Below are 11,988 nucleotides of genomic sequence, written 5' to 3'. Positions count from 1 at the left end.
TCGGGCCACTCCGGACCCTCACAGACCTGCCGGACCGCGCTACGCCGCGCGTGAAGTCGAGTGTCGATGCCGTTGTCAGCAGCGAGCACTGGTACGGGAAGTGGACCCGAGCCCGCACCGGCCGCCGGAGCGGTCCGGTCCCCGCGCCATGCCCGGTTCAGGCCCACCGTTGTTCCACGCTGTGCGTCCAGCGTATCTGTCTACGCTGCGCAGCAGTAATCCACCAATCGAGTGCCCTCCCGCCCGAGGCTCGTGCGGGCGGGATACCTCCACCAAGGAAGGGTTGCTACACGCGTCACACCGTGGCGGGACCGCGCATCGTGAACAGCGCCACTCCGCCGCTGTCGACGCAGCCGGGGCTGTCCAGCCGGCCCGAGCGCAGTGCCCAGACCTCGAACCACCAGGTGAACAATGGGGGGACACCGGCGGCCACCGCCAGAAGCAACGTCCGCACGTTCCAATCGAGAGCACGGAAGACGGCCAGGGTGACCAGGATGTACGTGATGAACAGGATCCCGTGCACCATGCCCGCGACCGGTACGCCGCCCTCGCCCAGCCCGACGACGTACTTGACAAACATGGCCACGAGCAGGCCGACCCAGGACAGCGCCTCCGCGACCGCCACCAGCCGAAACACGGCCGCTGCCTTGCCGAACATCGTGCCCTCCTCATGCCTGTCGCGTGCTCGTCGACGCATCGGTTCATCCCCCAGTGTGAAGCGTGACGGCGCTCACCAGCGGACCGGGACGCTTGCCCGGGAGCACGTACCGGTGAGAGGTTGACGCTTTCGGCGCGCGAACGGCGCGCGGCGAACCCGACAACGACACACCGACATCACGTAGACAACGCGTACTGCCGTAGTGCACGGGAAGCCGGTTCGAGTCCGGCGCGGTCCTCGCCACTGTGACCGGAGTGCCCGTCCCACGAACGCCACTGGGCCATCAGGCCCGGGAAGGCGGGACGGGCAGGACACCGTCCACCTCCGGGAGCCAGGAGACCGGCTACGGCGGTCGTACATGGCTCAAGCCACGAAGGATGGTTTGCTTGACATCTCGAAACACGCGACGCACCACCCGCTTCGGTGCGTCCCACGTCACGTTGTCCGTACTCATCACGCTCGCGCTCACCGCGTCCGCCTGCGGCGTGCCGGACCCGTCCGGGGACAGGGAAGCGACGGGCACCGATCACATCCTCAACTGCGACATCGAGGTTCCGGTCTCGGACCCGCCCGAGCGGATCTTCGCCGCGTACCAACCGGCCATCGAGATGGCGCACGCGCTGGGAGTCGGCGACCGGCTCGTCGGGACGGCCTACCTCGATGCCGAGGTACTCGACGAGTTCACCGAGGCGCAGCAGGGCCGGCGGTACTACGAGACGCTGCCCAGCCGCGAGGAGCTGCTCTCGGTCGAACCGGACTTCGTGCTCTCCGGTTTCAACGGCGCGTTCACCGACGAGAACTTCGGCACCCGCACCAGCCTCCGCGAGATCGGAATCCACAGCTGGATCTTCAGCCCGCTGTGCCCGAGCGAGGACGGCGCGGGCGACGAGACGATCGATCCGTCCACGGTGACCATCGAGGCTGTCTACGAGGATCTGCGCGATCTCGGGGCGGTGTTCGGTACCGAGGACGCCGCAGAGGACGTCGTCGCGGACATGCGGCGGACGATCGGCGAGGTCACCGAGGCGCTCGAAGCGGGGGGTGACGATGTCCGGCACCCGTCGGTGATGATCGGCCGCCCGGACTCCGGCGGCTTCCGCGTCGCGGCGGGCCCGGACTTCTCCTCCGAGATCCTCTCCCTCGCCGGTGGCAGGAACGCGTTCGCCCACCTGGACAGCAAGCGGAACGTGAACATCAGCACCGAGGAGCTGATCGAGCGTGACCCCGAGCACATCTTCGTGGACGTCTGCTGTGACGCGGGGATGACCCCCGCGGACGCCGCGGACGACGTCGAGGCCGTGCTGTCGAATCCCGCGCTGGCCAACGTCACCGCCGTCGCCGAGGGCAACGTGCACGAGTTCACGTTCGCGAACCGGTCAGCGGGGGTGCGCAGCGCCACCGTCGTCGCAGGGATCGCCGAGACGATCCACCCCGAGTTGTTCGAGTAGAGGGGGTGCCGCGATGACCACCATTGCGTCGCACCCGCACCTGCGTACCGGCCGGGTCGGGACACCTCCGGCACGGCGCAACGGCACCGGGTAGGTCCGTGATGACCACGCAGTCTCCCTCCCCGGTCGTCGCGGCCGCACCGCCCGTGTGGTCGCGCTTCCGTAGCTGGTTCACCGCAGCCGTACAGGGCCAGGGGCTGCTGTCCGGGACCCGGTCACGCAGCGCGGGCCTGCTCGGGACGGTGCTCGTGTTGGCGGCGACCATGCTGATGTCCCTGCTGATCGGTCACGAGCGGCTGACCGTCGACGAGGTACATGCGGCCTACTTCGCCTACACCGGGTCCGACACCGACCTCGTCGTGCTGCACCTGCGGGTGCCCCGCACGCTCGTCGCCCTGGCGGTCGGAGTCTCGCTCGGGGCGGCGGGCGTGCTGGTGCAGGGCGTGACGCGCAACCCGCTCGGAGGTCCCGGCATACTCGGCATCAACGCGGGCGCCTCGCTGGCCACCGTGCTGGCGATCAGCGTGCTCGGCGTCACCGCGGTACTCGGGTACGTGTGGTTCGCCTTCGCGGGTGCCGCGCTGGCGGCGGTCGCGGTGTACGCGGTCGGCTCGACCGGCGGTGGCGGCGCGACACCGGTGAAGCTCGCCCTCGCAGGAGCCGCGGTGACCGCCCTGCTCGGCTCGGTCACCTCCGCGATCATCCTGCGGGACCGCGCCTCGCTGGACGAGTACCGGTTCTGGGTGGTCGGCTCGCTCGGCGGGGCGGACGGCGCGATGCTGGCGGAGGCGTCGCCGTTCATCGCCGTCGGCCTCGTCCTGGCGTTCGCCCTGACGCGCTCGCTCAACGCGCTCGCGACGGGGGACGACCTGGCTCGCTCGCTCGGCGTCCGGCTCGGCCGCGTGCGCGCGCTCGGCGGGGTGGCCGTGGTACTGCTCGCCGGAACCGCGACCGCCGCAGCCGGGCCGATCGGCTTCGTCGGGCTGGCCGTGCCGCACGTCGCCCGCGCCATAGCCGGCCCGGACTACCGCTGGATCCTGCCGTGGAGCGCCGTGCTCGCGCCTGCCCTGCTACTCGTGGCCGACGTCCTCGGCCGGGTCGTGGCACGGCCCGAGGAGCTGCAGGTCGGCATCGTGACGGCCCTCGTAGGGGCACCTGTGTTCATCTACCTCATCCGCCGCAAGCGATTGGCCGGGTTATGAGCACGCCACCGAGCGACCCGCACACGAGTCCGTCCACACCGGCCGGAACTCCGTTGCCGCGCGGCACGCGCGTGCTCGGGTCACACCGGCTGGGCGTGGCCGTGCGGGTCTACCGGCCCGCGCTCGTGCTCGGCTGCGCGTTGTGCGGGCTGGTGTTCGCGGCGGCCGTCGCGTCGCTGGCCCTCGGCGACTTCACCATGCCAGTCACCGACGTCCTGTCGGTGTTCACCGGCCGGTCCAGCCCGATGCAGGCGCACGTCGTCGTGGACATGCGGTTGCCACGCGCACTCACGGCGGCCGGGGTCGGCGCCGCCCTGGCGATCTCGGGCATGATCCTGCAACGCCTGGCACACAACCCGCTGGTGAGCCCGGACGTCATCGGGATCAACGCGGGTGCGACCGCAGCCGCGGTCTGCGCGATCGTGGCGTTGACCGGCAGCACGCTGCAGGTGGCAGGTGCCGCCCTCGCGGGAGCCGTCGGTACGGCACTGCTGCTCTACCTGCTCGCCTACCGGCGCGGCGTCGCAGGCTACCGGCTGGTGCTGATCGGTATCGGGCTGACCGCGATGCTGACCTCGGTCACCTCGTACCTGATCACGCGCACGGACCTGAACACGGCCGCGCGCGCCATGATCTGGCTGACCGGCAGCCTGGCGAACCGGTCCTGGGAACACGTCGGGACCATCTGGTTCGGCCTGGCGGTACTCGCACCACTCGCGCTCGCACTGACCAGGCAGCTGCGCCTGCTGCAGCTCGGTGACGACACCGCTGCCGCGCTCGGCGGCCGGGTACAGCTCGCGCGTGCCGCGTTGCTGTTCACCGCCGCGGCTACCGCGGCGAGCGCGACCGCGGTCGCGGGCCCTGTGGCGTTCGTGGCGCTGGTGGCCCCGCAGATCGTGCGGAGGTTGCTGCGCGAGCGGGTCGTGGCGTTGCTACCGGCCGCGGCCTGCGGTGCGCTCCTGGTACTCGGCGCCGACCTGCTCGCGCGCACCGCATTCGGCGGCACCGAGCTGCCGGTCGGCGTGCTGACGGGCGTTCTCGGCGCGCCGTACCTGCTGTACTTGCTCACCAGGATGAACAGGATCGGACAGGCATGAGCACTCGGCCACACACGACGGGCGGACGGATCGTCGCCGGCGATCTGACGCTGGGCTACGGCGGTAACCCCGTCATCTCCGAGCTGTCGCTCGCGCTCCCGCCTGCCCGGATCACGTGCATCGTCGGGGCGAACGGGTGCGGCAAGTCAACCCTGCTGCGCGGGCTCGGCCGCCTGCTGCGCCCTCGCGACGGTTCGGTCACGCTGGACGGCGAGGAGATCGCCAGGATGCCGACCGGCAAGCTCGCCACCCGGCTCGGCCTGCTACCGCAGCAGCCCCTCGCGCCGGACGGCATCACGGTGTCCGATCTGGTCGGTCGCGGGAGGCACCCGCACCAGCGGTGGTTCCGGCAGTGGTCGCGGGCGGACGAGGCCGCGGTGCGCTCCGCCCTGGACGCGACGGGGCTGACCGGGCTGTCGGAGGCTGCCGTGGACGAGCTGTCCGGCGGCCAGCGGCAGCGCGCCTGGATCGCGCTCGCGCTGGCTCAGGAGACCGGCACCATGCTGCTCGACGAGCCCACGACGTTCCTCGACCTCGCGCACCAGATCGAGGTGCTGGACCTGCTCGCGGAGCTCAACAGCGAGCACGGGCGCACGGTGGTGCTTGTCCTGCACGACCTGAACCTGGCATGCCGTTACGCGGATCATCTCATCGCCATGCGGGACGGCGCCGTCGCGGCCGCGGGCAGGCCCGCCGAGATCGTCACGGCCGACCTGGTGCGCGAGGTCTTCGGGCTGCAGTGCGAGGTGATGGACGACCCGCTGACGCACACCCCGCTCGTGCTCCCCCATCCCGGCGCGCGCAAGCGACGCTGAGCGCCCTCGTTCCTCGTTCACCGAGCGGGCCACCCACGACACCCAGACCTCCGGGTTGTCACTCCATCGGGTCACATTTGGTGAATTACTCGGCGTATCGGCGCTGACGCTCGATCGAGCGACACGGAATCGGGTTGTCCTCCCCAAAGAGCAACCACACGCGGTAACCATGCACTGTCGATCACGACCCTGCCGCGTGAGGAATGTCCGACCAACCCGGTGAAAACACGAAAGAACTACACGTTTAGACTCGGTCCATTTCGCACCCTCCGGCAGTGAGCCCGGTCCGGCTCCGGCTCCCGCTTTGACACCGCGCGTCCGGCCTGAAAACCTTCTCACCGCTTTCGAAAGCACGTCAGAAGGATGAACAAGTCAATCCATTAAGGAGCCCCTCAATGATCGAAACGTTCGCCATGTGCACCGAGTATTGCACCGACGGCGACATCATCTCCGGCATTCTCGCCGGCATGGCCAACGTCCTCGGCTGGCTTGTCTGAGGTCTCGCGCCATCCCGCTGGGCAGGCTCACACGTTGGCGCGGGTACGAGCCTGACCGGCATTTCGCATCAGGACGGCCGGACCGGCTGTCCGCTCCCCCGGGTACGTGGTCGAACGTCCTACTGGCGCGGTGCGACGTTCCTCAGCCACCACGTCCCGGAAGCACGACCCTGCTCGCGTAGCAGCAGTGGTATCTGACCGGTCAGGAACGGGTCGCCCGCCGTGGTCCGGCGGGCGACCCGTTCGCCGTCACCACGAACCACGCGAGCCGCCTACGCTCGATTCCGGCCGGGGAACCGGGCGCCGCGACTCACCCGGCCCCCGACCAGCCGACCGCCTCAGCGGTGGTTCAGAGCGGTACGACACGTCCTTCCATCGCACCGGCGCATCGAGTGCTGCGACCGACACGGTGAACCCGTCAACCCCCACCCGACCGGCCCCGCCGTCGCCTCCGCCCGCACAGGGCGAGGCTCAGGACCGTCCGAACTCCGTGTAACGGGGCATCCCCTTGTCCCGTGCGGCCATAGCCTCCCGCAGCCGCCGGTACAGGGACGGCTTGATCCGCCGGACGGCCTCATCCAGGTACACGAACTGGAAGCTCAGCACCTCGCCACAACCGGGCTCGATCCGGCTGATCTCGTCATGACCGAACATTCCGCCGTCGAAGACGAACTGCAGACTGTCGGCCCACGCCCCCTGCTCGGGCATCCAGTCCACCACCAGTAGGCAACCCAGTGCGACGTCCAGCCCGATCTCGGCCTCGACCTCCCGCCGGCAAGCGCCACGTGGCGGCTCGTCCGCGCCGACCACGCCCCCGGGAAGCCGCCACCACGAGCGCGACGCCGGCGTGATGAACAGGATCCGCCCGTAGTCGTCCGTGATCAGCGCAGAGCCGTTGGCGGGCTTTCCGGGAAGCATCCCTGCCACACCGGCAGGGATGTCGTTCTCCGGCTCGCCTTCGGCATTCCTGTCCCGAAAGCGTCGCACGGCGTCATCGATGTCGAGCGTGCTCATCTGTTCCATCCTTGCCGTTCACACCTCACCTTCGCGTGGCATCCGTGGATCCGGGGCCGAGAACGTGCCGTCACCCCAACGTGAACGGGTCACGAGTCCGCCCGGACATCTCGATCCACACCGCTTTCGTCCGCGTGTAGTCGTGCAGCGCATCCTGGCCGTTCTCACTCCCGATCCCGCTGAGTTTGTACCCTCCGAACGGCGTGGTGACCGAGACCGACCGGTACGCGTTGATCCAGACGGTCCCCGCGTGCAGGGCGTCAGCCACCCGGTGGGCCCGCCGGACGTCCTGTGTCCACACCGCGGCCGCAAGGCCGTAGTCCGTGTCGTTGGCCACCCGGACCATCTCCTCCTCGGTACCGGCTCGGATCACGCTCAGCACCGGGCCGAAGATCTCGTCGCGCGCGATCGTCATCGACGGGCTCACCTCGGTGAATATGGTCGGCCGCACGAACAGCCCGTCCCGCAGGCCGGGGTCGTCGGGTGCGTCCCCACCACAGACCAGCCGGGCACCCTGCCGCCTGCCTTCGGCTATGTACCGCTCGACCTTGTCCCGCTGCTCCTGGAAGGCGAGCGGCCCCATCTCGGTACCCGGGTCGAGCGGGTCGCCCAGCGTGATCGACCCTGCCCGGGCAACCAGCCTGTCGACCAGCTCGTCGTACACCGACTCCTGCACGAGGAGGCGTGAGCCCGCCATGCACGTCTGGCCGCCTGCCGCGAAAATGCCTGCCACCACACCGTTGGTCGCCGCGTCGAGCTCGGCGTCGTCGAACACCAGGTTCGGGGACTTGCCGCCCAGCTCCAGCGAGACCGGCGCGACGTGTTCGGCGGCACCGGTCATCACCGATCGCCCGGTCTCCGTCGACCCGGTAAAGGCGATCTTGTCGACGCCGGGATGCCGCGCCAGCTCCGCACCCGCCGGTCTCCCGTAGCCGGTCACCACGTTGAACACTCCGGGAGGAATACCGGCCTGCTCGATGACCTCGGCGAACGCGAGGGTGGATACCGGAGCCTGTTCGGCCGGTTTGGCGACGACCGTGCAGCCTGCGGCGAGAGCCGGCGCGAGTTTCCATGCGAGTAACAGCAGTGGAGAGTTCCAGGGCACGATGGCGCCGACGACGCCGATGGGTTCCCGGCGCGTGTACACGAAGAAGTTCGGGTTGTCGCACGGGATGGTGTGGCCATGGAGCTTGTCCGCAGCCCCCGCGAAGTAGTGGTACCAGTCGGGAAGCGCCGCCAGCTGCCCGCTCATCTCCCGCAACAGTTTGCCGTTGTCGGTGCTCTCGGCAACGGCGAGTCGCTCGGCGTGCTCACCGATGAGCTCGGCCAGGCGACGCATCGCACGAGCCCGGTCCGTCGCGGTCGTTCTGCCCCACGGGCCGTGCTCGAGTGCCTCCCGCGCGCTCGTGACGGCCAGATGGATGTCGGCTTCATCGGCAACAGGGGCAGAGGCCCAGGTACGGCCCGTGTACGGGTTCACGCTCCCGAATCTCTCCCCCGAGCACGACTCCACCCACCGGCCCCCGATGAACATGCGGTACCGCGCGATGTCCTGCGACCCGTGCCGCCGGGCGAGATCCTCGGACACCACCGGCTACCCCGTCCCGGCCATCGAACGCAGACTGCGTACCTTCTCCGGTGAGAGCATCGCACCGTGGTCGCTGGCGGCGTCGATGGCCAGCCACACGTCCTCATCCAGCGGCCAGGCAGCGCCGAGGAGCTCACCCGTCATGGTCACGACCTCGTACGACTCGAGGCCGAACTCCTCGACGCGTTGCCGCGAGGTGAACACCAACGCGTACCTGATGCCCAGCCGTTCGATGAACGGCAACGTCAACTCGTCACGTTCCGGGTCCGCACTCATGTTCGGTACAGCGAACTCACCCACGGCCAACGTCAACAGCAGCGCATCGTCGATGTCCTGCCCGGCCGTGGCCGCGAGCGCGGCCTCGAGTCCGGTAGCTGGTGTATCGTCGGACATGTCCACCTCGTTCCCGGCCGGAATTCAGCCCTGCGGAGTCGTGCCCGATGCCATCGCCCGCATCACGTCCGGTGGCACGAGAGCCGCCGACTCGCTACCGAGGTTGATCGCCAGCCACAGCTCCTCGTCCTGCGGCCATGCCTGGCTCAGCTCCGTGCCCGTCGTCGTGATCGTCTCCACAGCGTCCACGCCGGAGTCGGCCAACCGCTCCTGCGAACTGAACGCCATGACGCAGCGCCGGTCATCTGTCTCGTAGATCGGCAGCCGCCAGCCCTTCGCCTGCTCGACGGACTGCAGTTGTGGCAGGACCACCTTGCCGACGGCCAGGATCCGCAAGAAGCCCGCTCGGTCGTCCCGCTCTCGCGCCGCTTCCAGCGCGGCCTCGATATCCGGCCAGGGGTTCTCCGTCGCCATCAGTCAGGCCTCATTCCTGTCACGCGGCCACCCCTGCGGTGACTCGCCCGGTCAGTGCTCGGAACAGGTCACCCCACCGAGGGGCCGAGCCCGAGTGACTGCGGTGTGCTCGGGTCGGGCGACGGTTGCGGCAGCCCCTCCGCGAGATCCTCACCCTCCGGAGTCATCACGGCCCCCCGTACGGCCTGCTTCTCCTCGGCGATCAGCGTGTTGGTCGTCAGCACGAGACCGGCGATGGACGCGGCATTCTGCAGTGCCGCTCGCGCTACCCGGAGCGGGTCGATGATCCCGAACTCGATCAGGTTCCCGTACCGCTCCTCGAGCGCATCGAACCCCTCGTCCTGGCCCATCTGCCTGACCCTGGACACGGTCTGCTCACCGGCGTGGCCCGCGTTGTTGGCGATCCAGAAGACGGGTTCGGGCAAGCAGCGCCGGACGATGTCCGCGCCGACGGCGTAGTCCCCGTGCAAGCCGACGTCGTCGAGCACCGGCTCGGCGTGCAGGAAACTGACACCTCCGCCCGCTACGATCCCCTCGGCGACAGCGGCTCGCGTCGCCGAAACGGCATCCTCGACGCGGTGCTGGGTCTCGCGCAGCTCCGCGGGTGTGGCCGCGCCGACCCGGATGACGGCGACCTTCCCGGTGAGCTGGCCGATACGCTCGCCGAGTACGTCCTCGTCGTGACCGATCGTCGCACGCTCCAGCTCGGCACGAAGCTGGTTGAGCCGGAAGTCGACGGCCTCCTGGGAGCCCGCGCCCTCGATGATGCTCGTGTGGTTCTCACTGACCTCGATCTTGCGCGCGCGGCCGAGGTGCTCGACCGTCACGTTCTCCAGGGACAGGCCCGAGTGCTTGGTCACCGCTGTGCCGCCGGTGAGCACGGCGATGTCCTCGAGGTTGTGCACACGACGGTTGCCGAATCCCGGGGCTTGCACGGCCACGGCCTGGAACCTGCCGTTCACGTGGTTGTTGACCAGCAGGCTCAACGCCCCGCCCTCCACCGTCTCGGAGATCACGACCAGGGGGCGGGCGCTACCCGAGCGCATGATGCTGTCCAGGACGGGCATGATCTCCTGGACCTTCGATATCTTCCGGTCGTACAGGAGTATGTAGGGATCCTCGAACACGGTGAGCAGCCGCGAGGGATCCGTGACGAGATACGGGGACACGTAGCCGTTCTCGAACTCGTATCCCTCGACGAAGTCGACGTTGATTCCGAACTCCGGGGATTCCTCGACGGTGACCATCCCTTCCTCGCCGACCGAGTACAGGGCCTCGGCGATGGCGCCGCCGACGTACTCGTCGTCGTTGGCCGAGATGGATGCCACGTGCGCGTAGTCGTCCTTGGTCGTCACCGGGTGGGCCATCTTCTTGAGGTGCGCGACGAGATGGTTCACGGCGACGTCGATGCCGCGCTTGAGCAGCACCGGGTTCGAGCCTTGCGCGATCGCCTCCAGGCCGTCCCGGACCATGGCCTGCGCCAGCACCGTCGCCGTGGTCGTGCCGTCCCCGACGACGCCGTTGGTCTTGATCGCGACCTCTTTGAGCAACTGGGCGCCCATATCGGCGAACTGGTCCTTGAGATAGATCTCCCGGGCGATCGCCACGCCGTCATTGGTCACGGTCGGCGTACCGGTTACCTTCTCCAGCACTACGTTCCGGCCCTTGGGGCCGAGGGTCGATTTGACCGCGTTGGCGAGCTGGTCGACCCCGGACTTGAGGCGGTTACGCGCGTTCTCATCGAGCAGGATCTCCTTGGCCATGGCTTCCGTGGCTCCTTCCGGTGCCGTAGAGAATGGTGGTTCGGGTCGCGACAGCTCAGCTCTTGCCGGGAACGAGAATCCCGCGGCCCTGAAGGCGGCCGGCTTCGAGGTCGTGGATGGCGTCGTTGACCGCGTCCAGTGGATAGGTCGTCGTATGCAGGCTGACCTTGCCCTGCGCGGTCAGCGTCATGAGCTCCTCGAGATCGTTGTAGCTGCCGACCAGGTTGCCGATCACATTGATCTCCTGCGAGATGATGTCGATCGTCGGGATCGTGATCTCGTCGCCGTAACCGACGCTGAAGTACGAGCCCGCGCGGCGTAGCATCGCCACGCCCTGCTGCTGCGCCCCCTTCTCGCCGACGAAGTCGATCACAACGTGGGCCCCCTTACCGTCGGTGATCTCCTGGACAGTCGAGACCGGGTCGCCGTTGGCCTGCACGGTGTGGTGCGCACCCAGATCCTTTGCCAGCGACAGCGCGGACTCCAGCCGGTCCACGACGGTGATCTCGGCAGGGGTCAGGGCCTTGAGGCACTGCACCCCGATGTGCCCGAGACCGCCCGCTCCGATGGCTACGACGTGCGATCCGGGGTAGAGCAACGGGATCGCCTTGCGGACCGCGTGGTAGGCGGTCAACCCCGCATCCGCCAGCGCGGCGACCTCGGCGGGTTGCAGGCTGGGGTCCAGCTTCACCACGGCGCGCGCGTTGGTCAGCAGGTACTCTGCCATGCCGCCGTCGCGGGTCATGCCGGGGAACTCGGAGTTCTCGCAATGCACGTCGTCGCCGGACCGGCAGGCGCGGCACAGCCCGCAGGTGACGAGCGGATGCAGGATCACCGTGTCCCCCGGCGCGACGTTCGTGACAGCCGAGCCCACCTGGCGCACCCATCCCGCGTTCTCGTGACCGATGATGTAGGGCAGCGTGACCCCCGTCTTCTCGGCCCACTGCCCTTCCACGACGTGCAGGTCCGTTCGGCACAACCCCGCTGCACCGATCTCGACGAGCACGTCGAACGCGCCTGACACAGTGGGTTCCGGAACATCGTCCACTGTGGGCGCGCTGTCGTACTTGTGCACTCGAACAGCCTTCATCGTTCTCCT

The 11,988-nt window shown here is 68.7% G+C and carries 12 protein-coding genes and 1 riboswitch; of the genes, 4 read left to right on the top strand and 8 right to left on the bottom strand.

The window, feature by feature from the left end:
- Positions 1-295: 295 nt before the first annotated feature.
- The gene (locus CHB84_RS02945) at positions 296-658 is read right to left on the bottom strand and encodes a DUF3817 domain-containing protein (RefSeq protein WP_089299917.1); all 363 of its coding nucleotides are present in this window, start codon (positions 656-658) and stop codon (positions 296-298) included.
- Positions 659-841: 183 nt separating this feature from the next.
- A riboswitch (cobalamin riboswitch) is annotated at positions 842-1,020 on the top strand.
- A 24-nt stretch (positions 1,021-1,044) separates the two neighbouring features.
- Between CHB84_RS02945 and CHB84_RS02940 the strand changes: the two genes are divergently transcribed.
- The 4 genes from CHB84_RS02940 to CHB84_RS02925 all read left to right on the top strand — a co-directional run bounded on the left by CHB84_RS02940 (position 1,045) and on the right by CHB84_RS02925 (position 5,220).
- Positions 1,045-2,106 (top strand): ABC transporter substrate-binding protein, encoded by a 1,062-nt coding sequence (locus tag CHB84_RS02940; protein ID WP_217898452.1) that lies wholly within the window; start codon positions 1,045-1,047, stop codon positions 2,104-2,106.
- 101 nt (positions 2,107-2,207) lie between these two features.
- A complete protein-coding gene (locus tag CHB84_RS02935; RefSeq protein ID WP_089299915.1) occupies positions 2,208-3,308 on the top strand; it encodes a FecCD family ABC transporter permease in 1,101 nt (366 codons plus the stop codon).
- Positions 3,305-4,405, top strand: a complete 1,101-nt coding sequence (locus CHB84_RS02930) for a FecCD family ABC transporter permease (RefSeq protein ID WP_089299914.1) — start codon at positions 3,305-3,307, stop codon at positions 4,403-4,405. Before CHB84_RS02935 ends, CHB84_RS02930 begins: the two co-directional genes overlap by 4 nt.
- Complete coding sequence (locus tag CHB84_RS02925) at positions 4,402-5,220, top strand: ABC transporter ATP-binding protein (protein ID WP_089299913.1); 819 nt, start codon at positions 4,402-4,404, stop codon at positions 5,218-5,220. Before CHB84_RS02930 ends, CHB84_RS02925 begins: the two co-directional genes overlap by 4 nt.
- A gap of 616 nt (positions 5,221-5,836) precedes the next feature.
- On the opposite strand, the gene CHB84_RS22705 is transcribed toward CHB84_RS02925, so the two are convergent.
- The 7 genes from CHB84_RS22705 to CHB84_RS02895 form a co-directional block, all read right to left on the bottom strand.
- Positions 5,837-5,980: a hypothetical protein gene (locus tag CHB84_RS22705; RefSeq protein WP_176439758.1), complete on the bottom strand. Its 144-nt coding sequence runs from the start codon at positions 5,978-5,980 to the stop codon at positions 5,837-5,839.
- A gap of 208 nt (positions 5,981-6,188) precedes the next feature.
- Positions 6,189-6,731: an NUDIX domain-containing protein gene (locus tag CHB84_RS02920; RefSeq protein WP_176439757.1), complete on the bottom strand. Its 543-nt coding sequence runs from the start codon at positions 6,729-6,731 to the stop codon at positions 6,189-6,191.
- Positions 6,732-6,801: 70 nt separating this feature from the next.
- Entirely contained in the window at positions 6,802-8,319 is a 1,518-nt protein-coding gene (locus CHB84_RS02915; RefSeq protein WP_342743916.1) for an aldehyde dehydrogenase, read from the bottom strand.
- Between the two features lie 6 nt (positions 8,320-8,325).
- A complete protein-coding gene (locus tag CHB84_RS02910; RefSeq protein WP_089299911.1) occupies positions 8,326-8,712 on the bottom strand; it encodes an SseB family protein in 387 nt (128 codons plus the stop codon).
- A 24-nt stretch (positions 8,713-8,736) separates the two neighbouring features.
- Positions 8,737-9,126 carry an SseB family protein gene (locus CHB84_RS02905; protein ID WP_089299910.1) on the bottom strand — a complete coding sequence of 130 codons (390 nt, stop codon included), beginning with the start codon at positions 9,124-9,126 and terminating at the stop codon, positions 8,737-8,739.
- 68 nt (positions 9,127-9,194) lie between these two features.
- Positions 9,195-10,889 carry a chaperonin GroEL gene (gene groL, locus CHB84_RS02900; RefSeq protein ID WP_089299909.1) on the bottom strand — a complete coding sequence of 565 codons (1,695 nt, stop codon included), beginning with the start codon at positions 10,887-10,889 and terminating at the stop codon, positions 9,195-9,197.
- Positions 10,890-10,944: 55 nt separating this feature from the next.
- Positions 10,945-11,979 (bottom strand): NAD(P)-dependent alcohol dehydrogenase, encoded by a 1,035-nt coding sequence (locus CHB84_RS02895; RefSeq protein WP_089299908.1) that lies wholly within the window; start codon positions 11,977-11,979, stop codon positions 10,945-10,947.
- Between the last annotated feature and the right edge of the window lie 9 nt (positions 11,980-11,988).

This window comes from Haloechinothrix alba (genome assembly GCF_900188115.1).
Classification (GTDB): Bacteria; Actinomycetota; Actinomycetes; order Mycobacteriales; family Pseudonocardiaceae; genus Haloechinothrix; species Haloechinothrix alba.
This window is presented reverse-complemented; position numbering and strand designations above follow the sequence as displayed.